The following is a 17,286-nucleotide window of genomic DNA, read 5'->3' as shown; positions in this document are numbered from 1 at the left end:
TTCATTTGTACAAGGTTCTTACTTTTTCAAATAGTTTAAAGCAGTCATAGCATATACTTTAGCACATCTTATAACATCCTCTACTTTTACTTTTTCATTAAAGTTGTGAATGCTAGGTAAATACGCTGGGCCATACTGTAAAACTGGTATATGGTGCGTTCTAAAATGTCTCGCGTCACTGCTTGCCCACTGCATTACACCGTAGGCAGGTTGATTCGTAACCTTTCCAATACTGTCCATAACTGCCTCACATACAGGGTTTTCTGGACTGGTGTAATTAGCATTACTTTTGAATCCGAATGGTTCAATGTCATAGTCGATTTCCATGTGATTTAGCTCTTTTTTCACAAAATTTAATACATCTTGATGGGTAATACCAAAGGGAATTCGGCAATCAACCTCTATGGTGCATTGGTCAGGAACAACATTGGATTTGGTACCACCATGAATGGTTCCAATATTCACTGAAATTTTCTCAAGGATATCTATAAATTGAGATCGTTCATTTTCCTTCATGTACTCTTTGGAAACGTCAATAAGTCGCTGAGCTTCCAAGGGTATGGAAACATTAACATCCCATACTTTGTTAATTTTTTCAATGGCTTTCATAGCGTGCAATATAGCATTATCTCCGGCGAGAGGTGCTAAACTTCCATGTGCTTGAGTGCCGTAAACATGTAATTGAAACCAGCAGGATCCTTTTTGTCCTATCGTTGGGTTTAATGGAGAGGAGGGTTCAGCAATAATACAACCATCAGCACTAATTAGATTGTTATTTAAAAGCCAAGGGACACCCAGTTCTCCACCAGTTTCTTCATCCGGAACGATGGCAAGAATTAGTTCTCCATCTAATTCGATATCTAATCGACTAAGCACATAGGTTGTAAAGACAAGCCCAGCTAGTCCTCCTTTCATGTCGCTAGCACCACGACCTAGGATCCATCCGTCTTTAACCTCTCCTGAAAAAGGATCGAATTCCCATTTATTTCTATCACCTGCCGGAACAACATCGGTGTGACCACAAAAGATAAGTTTTTTTCCTTTTTTTGACCCGATGGAGGATGTAAGGTTCCACATATTATCCCCTGCTTTATGCCACTCCATTTCCACATTTACCTCTTTTAAAAATGTCTCGATAAATTTATTGATTGGAACAGAATCACCAGGCGGATTTTCACTATTAAATTGAATGAGTTTACTACATAACTCTACCAGGTCGGAAGAATGTTCCTCAATATATGAATTAATTCGTTGCTCTACGTTATCCAAGTTGACCATCCTTTACTCCAAGAGTTTGTAAATGACTCATACTGCCATACAATTGTTTTATTCGTGCAAATTCATCAACGTCGTAAAAATCACACTTCCTTTCACCAAATAACTTTGCTGTCTCAATGGTGAATCGAACCACTTTTTCAACGTCAGATAAATGAGTAGCGCCAGTTGCACATCCGGCCACAGCTACTTCTGTTGTTATGGCTACTCCAACAACAGGGACATTGGTAGAAGTACATGGCTGCACGATACTATTTACATGAAACAATCCGTTACCGTAGGGAGTGATGTCCTGTGTTGTTATCGGCAGAGTAACAGGTAATTTACCGGAAGTTTGCTGTACAAGGTCGAGTAAATCATTACTTACTTTTAAGATATAGCCTTCCACAATCGTTGGGGTGATTGCATATCCACTATGGTTTACGATTAAATTACCTTTCGTTGTATCAATAGAAAGGATAGCATCCATTTCTTCTGAAACTTCATACTTATTCATCTCAGCAATACCTACTGGAGAACCCATAAACGGAACGGGTTCATGAGGTGTGGTAGGGGCATTTGGACAAATGTGTGTACATAAAATAACATCTCCCTGTAACACATCTGCTTCCTTTTGCATTAAACTAAGCTTGGCAGCAGTAGAGAGACAGGCTAATGCTCCATCTCCATCAGACACAAATCCGATTTGAGAAGGTCTAGCACCTAAGCCGCCTAATCGACCGATAATGCCTAATGTTGGTGCATTTCCACCATTAGATTTTCCGTTTTCTCCGCGTATTAAGATTTTAATAAAATCAGTTGAACCTTGTTCTCCATTTACCTTTTTAACCACAACATCTTCCGTTTTACCAATTTCCTCAAAATATTTTGCAACTATAGCTCCAGATGCTTTCGGTGTGTCTAATATTTCATACATTTCTATGACATGTTTGAATGACATTTTTCTCTCTCCTTTATATTCTTTATTTGAGGAATTTTGCCCATAAGGTGACACGCTGCATAATGTCCAGGTATAAATTCTCTAAGTTCAGGGGTCTTACTCATACATTCATCAACTACATGCGGACATCTTTTATGAAATGGACAACCGGATGGTGGATTAATTGGACTTGGGGTTTCCCCGGATAGTAAAAGTCTTTCTTTTTTTTCAAAAGGGCTTTCAATGGGTGTTGCAGACAAAAGAGCTTTTGTATATGGATGCTGCTGATTGTTATAAATATCTTTATAACTCCCAAGCTCAACAATTTTCCCTAAATACATGACTGCGATCCTATCACTTACATAGCGAACGACTCCAAGGTCATGTGAAATAAATAAATAGGTGAGGTTGTACTGACTTTGTAAATCCTTAAGTAAATTAATTATTTGTGCTTGCACAGAAACATCCAGTGCAGAAACAGGCTCATCACAAATAATTAAGTCAGGGTTTAAAATAATGGCTCGAGCGATATTAATTCGCTGACGTTGACCTCCGCTAAATTCATGTGGATATCTTTTGGAGTGAGCAGTATTAAGTCCAACTCTTTCAAGTACTTCGTGAACTTTTTTCTTTCTTTCTTGAATGGTGCCGACACCGTGAATGTTTAATGGCTCCATGATTAAATATTCGATTGTTTTCCGAGGATCAAGAGAACCATAAGGGTTTTGGAAAACCATTTGAATTTTCTTTCGCATGTCTCTTAGCTCTGAATTGGATAGGCTTGAGATTTTTTTTCCCATAAAGGAAACTGTCCCATCAGTGGGAGATAGGAGTTTATTGATTACTCGAGATAAGGTAGATTTTCCACATCCGGATTCTCCTACAATTCCAAATGTTTCACCTTTAAAAACTTCTAAATTAACGCCATCAACAGCCTTTAAATACTGAGAGTTCTTCGAAAAAAAGAAATTGTCATTGATAGGGAAGTGCTTCTTTAAATTTTCTACTTTTAATAATGGTTCACTCATAAATAGTCACCTTCCCTAACCAGTCGTTGATCCTTTTGTTGAAAGTGACAAGCTACTTGGTGACCTTCCTCAACTTCTACAAGCGGAGGTTTAACCTCAATACAAATGCCATTTGCGTAGTTACACCGCTGAGCGAACGGACATCCCTTTAAATCTTTATTTAAGTCTGGTGGAGACCCTTCAATGGGTTGAAGCTTTTTCTGTTTTTCATGGTTAGCACTTATTCTTGAGTCAAGTAGCCCCCAAGTGTAAGGATGCAACGGTTGTTCATGAAGACGTTTTGCAGAAGTATATTCAACAGCATTACCTGCATACATAACGAGTACTTTTTCACAGCTCTCCCATACGACTCCTAAATCGTGAGTAATTAAAATAATAGAGGTATTAAATTGGTTTTGCAGGTCTTTCATTAATTTTAGAATTTGAGCTTGTACAGTCACGTCTAATGCTGTTGTAGGTTCATCAGCAATTAAAAGGTTAGGCTCACAAGATAGCGCCATGGCGATCATCACTCGTTGTCTCATTCCACCAGAAAATTCATGTGGATATTCGTCAATACGTTTCTCGGCTTCAGGAATACCAACTAACTGAAGCATTTTCACCGCTTTTTTCTTAGCTTGCTTTTTACTCATACGTTGATGTAGTCTCAAAACCTCAATAATTTGATTCCCAATAGTAAATACAGGGTTAAGAGAAGACATTGGGTCCTGAAAGATTATAGATATTTCATTTCCACGAATTTTCCTCATGTATCTATTTGATTTTTTTGTTAAATCTTTGTTTTTGTAAATGATTTGTCCTTCATCAATTTTTGCAGTTTGTTTTGGAAGGAGCCCGAGTATCGACGTCGCAGTAACACTTTTACCAGAACCTGATTCGCCGACAATAGCTAAGGATTCGCCACAATTTAAGTCGAAGCTTACTCCATTGACTGCTCTAACGATACTTGATGATGAGTGGAAATGGACATTTAAGTTTTTTACCTCAAGAATTTTATCTGTGTTTTGCACATTTATCACTCCAAAAGATTTAAAGTTTCATCTTCGGATCTAATGCATCACGTAAGCCATCGCCAAATACATTGAATCCTAATACAGACAATAAGATGGCTAATCCCGAAAATGTTGCCATGTGGGGTGACAGAACTAAAAAGTCTTTTCCATCTCTTAAAATGCTCCCCCAAGATGCTGTTGGCGGTTGTACACCTAATCCTAAAAAGCTTAAAGCAGCTTCAGAAATGATCGCCCCAGCGATAGCCATTGTACCGTACACAATAATAGGTGCTGTACAATTTGGAAGGATATGATGAAATATTATTTTCCCGTCTTTCGCTCCTAGTGATCTTGTTACTTCAATAAATTCTTCCTCTTTTACATTCAATACCTGACCTCGTACAATTCGCGCAAATCCAGGAATAATAGCAGTTCCTATCGCAATAATGACGTTAAATAACCCTTGACCTAAAACAGTCATTAAAACAATGGCGAGTAGAATGAATGGAAAAGCAAACAAACCATCCATTGCTCTCATAATAATGGAGTCGACCCGACCACCATAATAACCAGATACTAACCCGAGTAATGTTCCTACTATACCTGCAAATGTTACGGAAAGCACACCGACGATTAAGGAAATTTGTGATCCATAGATTATTCGGCTAAATAAGTCTCTTCCAAAATTATCTGTACCTAACAGTAAACCTTCTTCACCAGGTCCAAGCAGGGGAGCACCTACATTCATAGTATTAGGAGAGTGAGTGGCAATAAGTGGAGCAAAAATTGCCATAATGAAAGTACAAATAATAATAAATAAACCAAAAACAGATAATTTATTTTTAAGTAGTTTTTTCATGAAAATATAGGATTCTTTTTTTTCTATATAATGAACAGCATTTTCAGAAGCCACTATTTGCCGCCTCCTTTCCCACTTGAATAATTAACTCTAGGGTTTACGACCTTATATAAAATATCGACAACAAGATTAACTAGAACGAAAACGATGGCGATAAAGAGAACAGTCCCTTGAACAACCATAAAATCTCTTTTATCTATGGCATCTATGATTAATCTTCCGACACCAGGCCAACTAAAAATCGTCTCAGTCAAAATGGCTCCACCTAGCATCATAGAAATTTGCATGCCAGATACAGTCAATAAAGGGGTCAATGAATTTTTAAAAGCATGCTTGCAAATAACGCGAAGTTCACTTAAGCCTTTAGAGCGTGCCGTTTTAATGTAGTCATGGTTGACGACTTCTAACATACTCGAACGGGTGATCCTAGCGAACTCTGCCATTGGTATTGTTGCTAGAGCAATACTAGGTAATATGAGATATTTAATGAAATTCCAAAAACCATCTTCTAAATTACCTATCCCTATACTTGGAAGCCAGCCAAGATTAACACTAAATAGAAGAACAAGCATAAGACCCAGCCAAAATACTGGCATGGAAACTCCGACGAGTGACATGACAATTACCGAGTAATCAATAACCGTGTTTTGTTTTACAGCTGCCACCACTCCAGCAGTAACTCCTACAACGAGAGCAATAAGAATAGCGCTGATTCCGAGAATAAGAGTGTTGGGGAATCGTTCTAGAATCAACCCGGCTACCGATTGGTTATTATAGGCGATAGAATCACCTAGATCACCTTGAAGTAAATTTGCAATGTAATGAAAGTATTGCTTATAGATGGGCTCATTTAACCCTAATTTCTGATTCATTTCGTTAACGTCTTCAACACTAGCCTGGGGACCCAGCAGTACGATAGCTGGATCACCAGGAATTATTCTAGTGATGACAAAAACAATGGTGATGACAATGAGTAACGTAGGTATTAAGTCTATAAATCTCTTTAGAATAAATTTTATCAATATTCCCCACCTCCAGCTAAACCTGGATTGATTAATCTTCTTTCCATACGTTTGTGGTATCGTTCGTAATAATAAAAGTATTATCGGCTCTTACATTAAAGCCTTGTATATTATTTCTAACCCCAGCTGTAATTTCAACGTTTGTCAATTCAATTCTTGGCATATCCTCAACTACTAGTTCTAAGATGTCATGATAGATAGCAGTTCTTTCTTCTTGATCGACAGTTTCCGATACAGCTAACGATAATAGTTCATCCACATCCTCATTATGGTAACCATAGCCATTTCCCAAAGAGCCAATTTGATCACTATGAAGCATTTGATACAGGAAGAAGTCAGGGTCAGGGTACCAAGACCATCCCATTATATAAATGGGGGCATTTCCGCTTGCTGCGGTTTCGCTAAAAGTACCCCATTCGACCACATTTACACTTGCATCAATATTCAAGTTCTCTTTCAATTGATTTTGAAGAATTTGTGCGTGGGAAGAGCGAGACTCAATTACGTAAATATCTGTTTCAAATCCATCAGGGTAACCGGATTCTTCCATTAACACTTTTGCTCTTTCAGGGTCATAGCCTGGGACTTCTACCTCTAATTCTTCAAAGTAACCCCAAGAATCTTGAGGAAGCGGTAAATAAGATCTCTCCGCACCGCCCCATTGGAAAACGCCTTCTATTAAATCATCTACATTTGTTGCGAGGTTGAGAGCTTCTCGTACTTTTTTATCCGCTGTTGGACCACTATCCATATTCAAAGCGGCATATTCAATCGATAATCCTGGAGTTGTTAATAAAGATATTTCTTCCTCTTCTTCGACGATCTGCCTATTTTGCCCATCAATTCCAATAGCAATATCTACTTCACCGGTTCTTAAAGCATTTACCATCATGTTTCTATCTGAGATAGATTTCCAAATTAATTCATCTATAAATGCTGTTTGACCCCAGTAATCATCGTGGCGAGTTAATTGAATATAATCGTCGGTCGCCCATTCTTCTAGAGAGAAAGGTCCTGTCCCAACTAGATTTACACCGAAATCATCTCCATGCCCTTCAACTTCATCCTTTGGAAGGATTGAGTTACCAGCATCTGTTAACATCGCCATTAAGGCTGCATTCGGTTCTGTTAGGTGAATTTCAATAGAAAACTCGTCTATCACTTCAACAGATTCAATTCCCCTTAAACGGTTCATTGCAGAATCATTAGCAGAACGTTCCAAGCTAAATTTCACATCTTCTGCTGTCATTTGTCTTCCATCCTGGAACTCTCCCGGTTGAAAATATGCATCCTCTCTCAAATCAAAAGTATAGATCATCATATCATCAGAGATTGTCCAACTTTCAGCAAGTGAAGGTTCAATCTCAGATAAATCCTCACTATATACAACTAACGTATCAGCAATACTTCGAATAACATGTGATTCATAAACACCACTGTAGTCAATTGGATCTAACCTCATAGGAGAGTCAATCATTGCGACAGTTAATACCCCCCCATATTTGTTATCCTCACTGGTGGTTTCATTCGATTCATCGGAAGTGTCATCATGTGATTCATTAGAAGCGGGCTCGTCATCAGGGTCTCCAACACAAGCAGCTAGTGCTAACGTAAGTATTAACATTACTGACAAAAACAACATCAACCTAAATTTTCTCCCCATAAATTTCACTCCTTTTTTCAAATAATGAACCAATAGTTTACTATTTGTTAAACATGAGTTTATCAGTAATACAGAAGGGTGTAAACATAAAATTAAAAAGATTCAGTTTTTTTCTAAAATATTTCATGGAGATTTTATACTTTATTGCTTAACAAAGATGATGATCGGTGTATTTCTTTCATTTCAAAGGTCGTTTTTTGGGAAAGGGCAGGGAGGAGGTACTGAATTAGGAAGGTAATCATTTTAAGAGGGAGAATAATGGAGAATCAGTTGGGAGATAAAAGCTGCTCTTTGAACTGTAATGTTCCTGGTTATGAATCTGTATACGGGAGAACTAATGTTTTTCACGAATCTCAAATCACATAGAGATAATATTTAATATACTTAGCAATCACCGTTACTTGGGCATGAAAGGACTTAAGTAGAGGGAAGAAAATTGATGAGAAAGACAGCTTCCCTAATTTCAATCTTAATGACAAAAATGAGTTTTATTAGAAACTTTGGAAAAAATATATCTACATGAATTGAAAATCAGTTTATTAGACAAGTAGAGTGAGGAAAGACAAGGTTATCTGATTGTTGTCAGCATTCTTCCGACCATTCAATGTGTTCAGGGTACTCTTGACCAAAACGAATTTGATCAGGATGACAGTTGATTTCTTCCCAGCTAATTTTATAGGCCGTTGAATTTTCAGTCAGCCATTTTGGTGCTTTACTAATCGTATGACATAGTCTCGGTAGGAGATTTTCGGTTCGATCATTTGTTTAACGATCCTCGCGAAACTTGTTGTTGGGACCTGTCCCCATGTCCCTCCCATTCCTAAGCAGTTATATCTCTTTTATTGAATATCCACCAAGTTAGGGTGATGAAAATAAGGAAATAAACAGCAAGCGTAATGACAGAAAAGGTCATAGTCAATCCTTCTATATATGAAGCACCACCAATATGCTGTCTTAAGTTCAAATTAGCAAACAAAATGTATTTTGCCCAATCGTATTGATGAAGAGCGATCACAATATTCGGGCCGGCAAATCTCAAAAATACCACTAGACCAATGGCCATTGCACTATTATGAAAAATAGTGGAAATCATAAAGGCAATAGTAATCATCATCAGCATATCGATAAAGATAAATGCAGTCACGCTGGTAAGATGAGGGATAACATTTTCCACTGGACTACCGCTCATTGTTATTAGGTTTGCTTGAGACGGAGGATCAAATCCGAAAAATATACCGCCGACTAAAAGGGATAAAGCGAATGTACTTACGAGCATACCAAGTGAAAATAGAATAGTAGCGATATATTTGGATAACAGGACTTTGGATCGACTAATTGGACGTATGAGTAGCAGCTTGATGGTGCCTTTCGAAAACTCAGTCGGAATATTCCCCGCAGCTATAATGACAGCGTACAAGACGATAATGGAAACATAAATTTCTAAATTAACATATAAAAATTCCCACATAGACGCAGGGGCTTCGGGCAAATAATTATGGATTAAACCAGCAACAAACACAGCTAGAATTAATGTACCAGCCATTATTTTCGTTCCGAGTCGGCTATTGATTTTCATATTTTCATTTTTAATACAGGCAAATAGGTTAAACAATTGGTTTACCTCCTGTTACTTCGAGAAATTTATCTTCCAGCGTTTTCTGTGTTGATGTAATGCCGTATATTTTAATTCCTTTTTCCACCAGGGATTTTGTCACTTGCGGAACCTGATTGTATTCTAGATGTACTTCAATGGCTTTGTGACTTACGCTATATGACTTATTATCGAATTCCTGTTGTACAGTTTGTTCTGCTAAATCAACTCGGTCAACGGTAAAAGTTACGGTCAATTTTTTTTCTGATTCAACAAAGTCGTGTACCGATTGAACATCAATTAATTTCCCGTGTTGAATAATCCCTATCCGATCACACATCATTTCCATTTCAGCGAGGAGATGACTCGACACAAGAACAGCCATTTTTCCTTTTTTTGCTAACTTTATTAAAAGCTGACGAAACTCACGAATACCTGATGGATCTAATCCGTTTGTTGGTTCATCTAATATGAGTATTGATGGGGAATGCATAAGAGCTTGACCCAAGCCTAAGCGTTGGCGCATACCTAACGAATATGTCTTCACTCTCGCTTGAATCGCATTTTCCAATCCAATCATTTGAATGATTTCATCGATTCGTTCTTTCGAAACATTTCCAGACATACGAGAAAAGTGGATCAAGTTTTGATAACCTGTTAAATAATCATATAATTCAGGATTTTCAATGATCGCCCCAACTTGAGAAATTGCTAGTTCAAAATCTTTTTCAATATTAACACCGTTCATTAATACTTTTCCTTCTGTTATTGATAGTAATCCAACAAGCATACGAATGGTGGTCGTTTTTCCAGCCCCATTTGGGCCTAATAATCCAAATATTTCACCAGAATGTATATCTAAACTTATATCATTTACAACCACTTTGCTCCCAAGTGTCTTACTAACATTTTTTAATTGCAACATGGGTGTATTGTCCATAAATATTCATCTCCATTAATTTCATGTTTTAAGGGGGATTTTAAGCACTTTGATGCCTTGAATCACATTCCAAATAACAACACTAATTGTGGTAACAGCTAAGCTCGTTGCACCAAAAATAACCAAAATGGAATTAGGTTGATCTGCCCCTGTTAAATATGCAGATAAGTAAAATACAATCATCATCATTACGTATATAACTACAGGAATAGAGTGGGATATAAAAGCTCTTTTTCCATGACCTTTTATATCCTTTTCGCCAACGCAAATCGTAATAAAAGGGAGTAAGAAAGGAGCAAAAAAAATACTGAAATAATTTAACGACGATAAAAGGCGTCGATTAGATATGATTCCTCCTTTTACTATTATTCTCTGTTGAAAAACGCTATCTTTTTTAATCAGTTCATCTATGCTGATATCAAACAATTCACTTAATGTAATTAAGTTTTGAATATCAGGATAACCTTTATCACTTTCCCATTTATAAACAGCTTGACGGGAGACATTAAGTTTTTCCCCTAATTGCTCTTGAGAAAGGCTTTCACTTTTACGAAGCATTCGAATCTGTTCACCAATTTTCATTCTCATTCTCCTTTCATTTTCACTTTATCCTAACAGTCACAATAAATCGATAAACCCTTGGTATACATATGACAACGATTAGTTTACATAGGTGAGAAGGCTTTTATTTTTCTGTTTGGAGTAGGAATAAATTCCCTTTGATCATATTATTTTTATTAACGTATCTAAATATGGTTTGAGTTTGTCTACTGTTACATATACAATAATCTGCCTTATCTAAAACGTCTTCTAAACCATATTTGTCTTTGACTACATCTTCTCCATGTTCTTCAAATAGTGCCGTGAGATGTTATTAAAAACTGAGCTCGAATAACAGGTTTCCTTGTCACTTCATGTATGTTTAATTAAACGTTTATTTAAAATCAGCAGGTTAGACAAGGGAAGTGAGGAAGTGACAAGGTTATCTGTTTTGTCAGCATTTTTCCCTACCATTTAATGTGTTTAGGGTACTTTTCGCAGCTTCTGGTATAGGCCGTTAAATATTCAGTTCGTCAACAAATTGTATGGTATACCTCGGTAGGAAATTCTCGGTTCGATCATTTGCTGAACAATCCTCGTAAAGATTGATTAGGTGTGGCTTTAAAGTAGAGCATTCTCTTATCTCATAACACTTTAAGTGTCGTCATACTCGAAGAAGAATTCTCACGAGAAAATCAATTTCCTGGGGAATATTGATGAAGAAAGTCGATTTAATCAAACGTTTATTTGAAAATACAAAAAATTACAGGGTATTTTAAAATAAGGCACTTTTCGCGTAGATTGTAGTTATTGACTTATAGAACAAAAGAGAGAAAGGCAGCGACTCCAGCGAGAAAAGCAGCTGGGACAGGGAACCTGTCCCCATGTCCCACTATCAAATTAAATATTGCGAATATTCTGATCTGATGTTACGATTTAAAAAAGTATTTCCTTCATTTTATAAGATTTGAAGGATTCCCTTCACTACATGTTCTATGGAGGTTAAAGATGCAGGTTTTATTATCTAAGATTAATCATCACTATGACAACTTATCAAGTGGATTAAAAAAGGTCGCGCTTCATTTGCTGACAGAGCCTGAAAGTTTTGCGTTGTATTCGGCAGGTGAAGTAGGTAAAAAGATTGGTGTAAGTGAAACGACCGTGATTCGCTTTAGTCATGCACTAGATTTTAAAGGCTACAGCAGTCTGCAAAAAGAGGTGAAGCAGGCTGTTTTTAATCAAAGGAGCACGCTACAAGCATATAGTTCTAAAATCGATGCGGATACAGAAAAGAACATTTATAAAAAAGTGATGCATACAGACGCCAAGCATATTCAAATAGCAGCAGAAGGGATTCAAGAGAAAACGTTTAATGAAGCTGTTGAGAGGATCTCTACAGCTGAGAAAATCCTCGTATCCGGGGTCAGGTCGTCTCATGGGATGGCTCAATGGTTTACGTTTGCCCTTAATTTAGTTAAAGGGAATACGAACTGCTACCGACCCGATGTTGATGATGTGTTTTTACATTTATCCGCCATGGATGAAAAAAGTGTAGTCGTTGCTTTTTCATTCCATCGTTACGCTCTCGATACACTACATCTTGCCGAGGAAGCCAAGAAAAGAGGCGCTTTTGTGATTGGAGTTACAGATAATGAACGAGCGCCCATTAGAGAGTCGGCAAGTTTGCTATTGCCTATTCAGCTTCCGGTGAGGTCCACCTTGGACGCAGCACCGGCAGTTTTTTCATTAATGAATGCCCTTGTTTCCGCGGTAGCGATGGAGAATGAGGCTGATTTTGAAAAAAGAAGAGAAGCGTATGAACAATTTCACGTGAAAAACTTCTTCGCTTGATGACACGCAAAAAGGAGACTGATTATGAAAATGGTTACGCAAACGATAAAAGAAGAAGTGACAGAGATATTTAATTATTTGCACGCAAATCCTGAGGTGAGCTGGAAGGAAGAAGAAACTACAACGTTTCTTACGGAGTTTTTAGAAAGAAATAACGCGAAGGTTCGTTTGTTTAAGGACTGTACCGGAGTTATTGGTGAGATAGGGGAAGGTTCGCCGGTTGTAGCGGTAAGGGCGGATATTGATGCTCTTTGGCAAGAAGTTGGCGAAACGTTTCAAGCGAACCATTCTTGTGGTCATGATGCCCACATGGCAATAGCAGCAGGTGTTCTTCTGACATTGCAGAAACGGTCTGATTTGCCTAAGGGAACCGTCCGCTTTATTTTTCAGCCTGCCGAAGAAAAAGGGAGCGGTGCTTTAAAAATGGTCGAGGAAGGCGTGATCGACGACGTAGATTATTTGTACGGTGTTCATCTCCGCCCAGATAATGAATTAGCAGATGGTCTCGCATCACCGGCTATTCTTCACGGTGCAGCTCGCTTTCTTTTAGGGAAAATCAAAGGTGATGATGCTCATGGTGCCAGACCCCATCTTGGTAATAATGCGATTGAGATCGGATCAAGCCTAGTAAACATGGTTAACGGTATCCATCTTAATCCAATGGACACCTATTCTGTTAAAATGACGTCCTTTCATGCCGGTGGAGAAAGTGCCAACATTATTCCCGGCTCGGCTACCTTTAGTATTGATTTACGAGCACAGAAAAATGAAACAATGGCGCAGTTAGTTTCCAAAGTAGAAGCCATTACGGCATCTCTTGAAAACTATTATGGTGTATCTATTAGCCTGGAAACAGGTGCAAATATCGCGGCAGCGGAATCGAATGAGGAAGCGATCGGCTTCCTACGTCAAGCGATTACGCAAGTAGTAGGTGAAGACAACCTCTGTCCGCCGATTGTAACGACAGGTGGGGATGACTTTCACTTTTACACGATTAAAAAACCTACTCTAAAAGCGGCGATGCTCGGTCTCGGTTGCGGGCTAACACCAGGTTTGCATCATCCGCAGATGACCTTCAATAAAGATGCCTTGTTTGCTGGCATTCAGATCCTTGCTGAGACTGTCGAACAAACGTTAAAGGAGGGAAGTCCGGTTGAAGGCAATAACTGATCACATCACGTGTCGGCAATTAACTTCCATACGAGATATGAATGAAGTGGCGAAACTTGAAGAAGAAGTCTGGAAAATGAAGCCGATCCCCTTTCATCAAACGTATACCGCTGTAAACAATGGAGGTTTAATGCTCGGTGCCTATGAGAAGGAAACGATGATTGGTTTTTTATACAGCTTCCCGGGATTTAAAGACGGAAATGTTTATCTCTGCTCACATATGCTTGGTATCCACCCTCACTATCGAAAAATCGGTCTTGGGAAAAAAATGAAGGAAACGCAGCGTCAGATTGCGCTTGATAAAGGTTATAAACTCGTAACATGGACGTTCGACCCTTTGGAGAGTGTTAATGCTTACTTGAACTTAACAAAGCTTAACGGAATCGGAGCGAAGTACTTGGAGAATTATTACGGTGTTATGGATGATGCTCTCAATGCAGGACTACCAAGTGACCGATTTTTAATTGAATGGTGGATTGACAGCGGGCATGTTAACGATCGCGTGAAAACCAAGGTAGCCGGTGGTCCGATGTTCTTTCATACACAGTTAAATAAGCATGGGCTCCTTACTGCAGGTGAACCTCTTATCGACAAAATAAATACAGCTGAAAACAGCTTTTCAGTCCCGATCCCGTTTGATTTTCAATCGATAAAAAAAGAAGATCATGGCCTTGCTACTGACTGGAGACTAAAAACAAGACAAGCGATTATGTCCTTGATGACCTCTGGCTATGTGGCGGAAAATCTAACAAAGGATGAAGCAAATAATAGATGTTTATATGAATTTAAGAAAAGAAGCAGTTTAAAGTCCTAAGAGAAATGAGGAGAAAACAATGACGATCACAAGAGAGCCAATAACCATTGATAAGGTGATTTTGCATAAGGTGAGAATGAAGTTGAAGGAGCCGTTTTCTACAAGCTTTGGTACCTTTCAGGAGAAGGATTTCTTTGTCGTAGAAGCGCGTGATCAAGAGGGACGAGAAGGGTTTGGCGAGTCTGTTGCTTTCTCAAGTCCTTGGTACAGTGAAGAAACAGTTCAGACAAATGAGCATATGATGCGTGATTTTTTAATCCCTCTTCTTCTCGAGAAGCCGATTACTCACCCGGATGAAGTCTCGGAGCACTTTGCTGCCATCAGAAGAAATAATATGGCAAAGGCCGCTCTGGAGGGGGCGGTTTGGGACCTTTATGCGAAGAAGAATCAGGTTCCCCTTGCGACAGCACTCGGTGGTGACAAAAAGGAAATTGATGTAGGGATCAGTATCGGCATTCAGCCTTCGGTAGAGGAACTCCTCTCAACTGTCGGCAGGTTTGTGGATGAAGGATACAAGCGAATGAAAATTAAAATAAAGCCGGGCTGGGATGTGGAAGTATTAAAAGAAGTGAGAAAGGCATTTCCAGACATCGCGTTAATGGCTGACGCCAATTCGGCTTATACTTTAAGCGATCTTGACCATTTAAAAAAGTTGGACGAATTGAATCTTACAATGATCGAACAACCATTGGCTCATGATGATATTGTCGATCACGCCACGTTGCAAAAAGCGGTAACAACACCGATCTGTCTAGATGAAAGCATTCATTCCTTGGATGACACAAGGAGAGCACTGGAATTAGGCAGCTGTAAAATCATTAATATTAAAATCGGCCGGGTCGGCGGATTGACTGAATCGAAGAAAATTCATGATTACTGTGCAAAAAACAATGTTCCAGTCTGGTGTGGTGGCATGCTTGAAGCAGGAGTAGGTCGTGCTCACAACATCGCGCTGACAAGTCTCGGGAATTTCACACTGCCAGGTGACACGGCAGCATCTTCTCGCTACTGGGAAAACGATATTATCGATCCAGAGGTTGTTGTTTCAAACGGCGTCATCCAAATCCCAGAAGTTCCGGGAATTGGTTACCATATTAACCGCCAAGTCTTAGAGGAAAGCACCCTAGAAAAACAGGAATTCCACAAGGAGGCAAGCCAATAGTTAATGTGAAGGAGGAGTAGAGTTTGGAAAAAGAGAACAAAAACAGTTTTTTTGACGGTGCGTTTGGAAGGTACATACTTCCGGGGATTATTCTGCAGTCTGTCTTAATCGGAGGAGGATTTGCTACCGGAAGAGAGATTGTCGAGTACGGTGCGAAGTTTGGAGCGATGGGTTGGCTTGGTGGAATAGGAATATTTATAGGTTTTTCAGTCATGGCGATGTTGACTTTCGAATTGGCCAGGATGTTTAAAGCTTATGACTACCGAAGTCTATTAAAGAGATTAATTGGTAAGGCTTGGATCTTTTATGATGCGCTTTACTTGCTTCTTGCTATATTAATTATCGCTGTGATGGCCTCTGCAACCGGTGAAATATTAAACAGTACCCTAGGGTTAAATTATTGGGTCGGTGTCCTGAGTATTACCCTTATTGTAGGTTTATTAAATTTTTTCGGGGAAGGGTTTATCGAGCGTTTTAAAACTGTGGGAACGACTGCCTTATTAATTAGCTATATTTTCTTTAGTGTTCTTATTATAAGCTCAACATGGGGAGATGCAAGAGAAGTATTAGCTACAGGAGATACGAGTTTTGTGGAAGGTAACATAAACTTGTGGCCAGTTTTATGGAGCGGCATTTTATATGTAGGTTACAATCTTGCGGTATATCCAGCTTCCCTGTTTACAGTAAAAAGACAAAAAACGAGAAAAGAAGCGCTTACTTCAGGACTGATTGCAGGTGTGTTTATGACCGTTCCTTGGTTTCTTACCTATTTCAGTTTACTTGGATTTTACCCATCGGAAAATGTAATGGGGGCTTCCGTACCATGGCTGGTCATGCTTGAAGGTTATGGCGGCTGGGTGGTCGTTCTCTTCGGTATCATCGTGGGCTGGACCTTGATTGAAACAGCTACCGGAATGATCCGGGCATTTATTGATAGAGTGAACAGGAACCTGGAGGAAAAAGTTAATAAACGACTGAGCAAAACAAACAATGGCGTCATCGCAATACTTGCCCTTGTTCTTGCGGTTCTACTCGCTCAAGTAGGCGTTATTGATCTAATTGCCATTGGTTACACGTGGATGGCTTATGGAATGATTATCTTCTATGCGATTCCCATGCTTACAATTGGCGTTTACTATATCGTGAAACATAAACCTCAGGAAGGCTTAAAAGATTCGGAAAAGGAAGTGAATTTATAGGGTGCCTGTCACCACTCTTGTTCGAAGACATAGGGGAAGCATAGGACGGTTATCCTGCTTCCTATATAATATCTAGCGCAAGGCGCAATCTGCTCGTGTCAAATAACCTGTCCGATTAAAAGTAAAAAGCACTTTTACCGGATAGAACATTTCGACGGGGACGCGGGCGCCTTGCGCTTTTTTTTAGAAAGGTAAGAATCTATAAGTGGACAGTCTCGTCTCAAGGGAGACTTTAAAAAACGCGAGAATCATGAACGAAAT

The 17,286-nt window shown here is 38.9% G+C and carries 15 protein-coding genes; 5 read left to right on the top strand and 10 right to left on the bottom strand.

Translation table 11 applies throughout. The annotated features are described in order from the left end of the window. Positions 1–18 precede the first annotated feature (18 nt). The 10 genes from CDZ94_RS12060 to CDZ94_RS12015 all read right to left on the bottom strand — a co-directional run bounded on the left by CDZ94_RS12060 (position 19) and on the right by CDZ94_RS12015 (position 10,871). The gene (locus CDZ94_RS12060) at positions 19–1,278 is read right to left on the bottom strand and encodes a M20 family metallopeptidase (protein WP_096437362.1); all 1,260 of its coding nucleotides are present in this window, start codon (positions 1,276–1,278) and stop codon (positions 19–21) included. Further along, on the bottom strand, positions 1,262–2,215 hold the full coding sequence (locus CDZ94_RS12055) for a DUF1177 domain-containing protein (RefSeq protein WP_096437360.1): 954 nt from the start codon (positions 2,213–2,215) through the stop codon (positions 1,262–1,264). Before CDZ94_RS12055 ends, CDZ94_RS12060 begins: the two co-directional genes overlap by 17 nt. After that, the gene (locus CDZ94_RS12050; protein ID WP_096437358.1) at positions 2,194–3,222 is read right to left on the bottom strand and encodes an ABC transporter ATP-binding protein; all 1,029 of its coding nucleotides are present in this window, start codon (positions 3,220–3,222) and stop codon (positions 2,194–2,196) included. Before CDZ94_RS12050 ends, CDZ94_RS12055 begins: the two co-directional genes overlap by 22 nt. Next, positions 3,219–4,232 (bottom strand): ABC transporter ATP-binding protein, encoded by a 1,014-nt coding sequence (locus tag CDZ94_RS12045; protein ID WP_096437356.1) that lies wholly within the window; start codon positions 4,230–4,232, stop codon positions 3,219–3,221. The genes CDZ94_RS12050 and CDZ94_RS12045 overlap by 4 nt, the downstream gene beginning before the upstream one ends. 19 nt (positions 4,233–4,251) lie before the next feature. Continuing rightward, positions 4,252–5,073 (bottom strand): ABC transporter permease, encoded by an 822-nt coding sequence (locus tag CDZ94_RS12040; RefSeq protein ID WP_096440808.1) that lies wholly within the window; start codon positions 5,071–5,073, stop codon positions 4,252–4,254. A gap of 53 nt (positions 5,074–5,126) precedes the next feature. Next, positions 5,127–6,095 carry an ABC transporter permease gene (locus CDZ94_RS12035; RefSeq protein WP_096437354.1) on the bottom strand — a complete coding sequence of 323 codons (969 nt, stop codon included), beginning with the start codon at positions 6,093–6,095 and terminating at the stop codon, positions 5,127–5,129. Positions 6,096–6,126: 31 nt separating this feature from the next. Further along, positions 6,127–7,758, bottom strand: a complete 1,632-nt coding sequence (locus CDZ94_RS12030; protein ID WP_096437352.1) for an ABC transporter substrate-binding protein — start codon at positions 7,756–7,758, stop codon at positions 6,127–6,129. A gap of 820 nt (positions 7,759–8,578) precedes the next feature. Beyond that, entirely contained in the window at positions 8,579–9,370 is a 792-nt protein-coding gene (locus CDZ94_RS12025; protein ID WP_096437350.1) for an ABC transporter permease, read from the bottom strand. After that, complete coding sequence (locus CDZ94_RS12020; protein WP_096437348.1) at positions 9,363–10,289, bottom strand: ABC transporter ATP-binding protein; 927 nt, start codon at positions 10,287–10,289, stop codon at positions 9,363–9,365. Before CDZ94_RS12020 ends, CDZ94_RS12025 begins: the two co-directional genes overlap by 8 nt. Before the next feature lie 21 nt (positions 10,290–10,310). Continuing rightward, entirely contained in the window at positions 10,311–10,871 is a 561-nt protein-coding gene (locus CDZ94_RS12015) for a helix-turn-helix transcriptional regulator (protein WP_096437346.1), read from the bottom strand. 966 nt (positions 10,872–11,837) lie between these two features. On the opposite strand from CDZ94_RS12015, the gene CDZ94_RS12010 reads away from it, so the two are divergent. From CDZ94_RS12010 to CDZ94_RS11990, 5 genes are read left to right on the top strand one after another with little or no spacing between them, the layout of a single operon-like run. Next, positions 11,838–12,680, top strand: coding sequence for a MurR/RpiR family transcriptional regulator (locus CDZ94_RS12010; RefSeq protein ID WP_096437344.1), 843 nt, complete (start codon positions 11,838–11,840; stop codon positions 12,678–12,680). Positions 12,681–12,704: 24 nt separating this feature from the next. Next, positions 12,705–13,850 (top strand): M20 peptidase aminoacylase family protein, encoded by a 1,146-nt coding sequence (locus tag CDZ94_RS12005; RefSeq protein ID WP_096437342.1) that lies wholly within the window; start codon positions 12,705–12,707, stop codon positions 13,848–13,850. Further along, entirely contained in the window at positions 13,834–14,664 is an 831-nt protein-coding gene (locus tag CDZ94_RS12000) for a GNAT family N-acetyltransferase (protein WP_245415734.1), read from the top strand. Before CDZ94_RS12005 ends, CDZ94_RS12000 begins: the two co-directional genes overlap by 17 nt. A 19-nt stretch (positions 14,665–14,683) precedes the next feature. Further along, the gene (gene menC, locus CDZ94_RS11995; protein ID WP_096437340.1) at positions 14,684–15,826 is read left to right on the top strand and encodes an o-succinylbenzoate synthase; all 1,143 of its coding nucleotides are present in this window, start codon (positions 14,684–14,686) and stop codon (positions 15,824–15,826) included. Between the two features lie 23 nt (positions 15,827–15,849). Beyond that, positions 15,850–17,025: a YkvI family membrane protein gene (locus tag CDZ94_RS11990; RefSeq protein WP_096437338.1), complete on the top strand. Its 1,176-nt coding sequence runs from the start codon at positions 15,850–15,852 to the stop codon at positions 17,023–17,025. Positions 17,026–17,286: the final 261 nt, after the last annotated feature.

Origin of the sequence: Alteribacter populi (assembly GCF_002352765.1) — a bacterium.
GTDB lineage: Bacteria > Bacillota > Bacilli > Bacillales > Salisediminibacteriaceae > Alteribacter > Alteribacter populi.
This window is presented reverse-complemented; position numbering and strand designations above follow the sequence as displayed.

Bases quoted from the DNA above. Each gene is read 5' to 3' on its own strand.
- CDZ94_RS12060 (WP_096437362.1), bottom strand. From the start codon at position 1,278: ATGGTCAACTTGGATAACGTAGAGCAACGAATTAATTCATATATTGAG.
- CDZ94_RS12055 (WP_096437360.1), bottom strand. From the start codon at position 2,215: ATGTCATTCAAACATGTCATAGAAATGTATGAAATATTAGACACACCG.
- CDZ94_RS12050 (WP_096437358.1), bottom strand. From the start codon at position 3,222: ATGAGTGAACCATTATTAAAAGTAGAAAATTTAAAGAAGCACTTCCCT.
- CDZ94_RS12040 (WP_096440808.1), bottom strand. From the start codon at position 5,073: ATGAAAAAACTACTTAAAAATAAATTATCTGTTTTTGGTTTATTTATT.
- CDZ94_RS12030 (WP_096437352.1), bottom strand. From the start codon at position 7,758: ATGGGGAGAAAATTTAGGTTGATGTTGTTTTTGTCAGTAATGTTAATA.
- CDZ94_RS12020 (WP_096437348.1), bottom strand. From the start codon at position 10,289: ATGGACAATACACCCATGTTGCAATTAAAAAATGTTAGTAAGACACTT.
- CDZ94_RS12015 (WP_096437346.1), bottom strand. From the start codon at position 10,871: ATGAAAATTGGTGAACAGATTCGAATGCTTCGTAAAAGTGAAAGCCTT.
- CDZ94_RS12010 (WP_096437344.1), top strand. From the start codon at position 11,838: ATGCAGGTTTTATTATCTAAGATTAATCATCACTATGACAACTTATCA.
- CDZ94_RS12005 (WP_096437342.1), top strand. From the start codon at position 12,705: ATGAAAATGGTTACGCAAACGATAAAAGAAGAAGTGACAGAGATATTT.
- menC (WP_096437340.1), top strand. From the start codon at position 14,684: ATGACGATCACAAGAGAGCCAATAACCATTGATAAGGTGATTTTGCAT.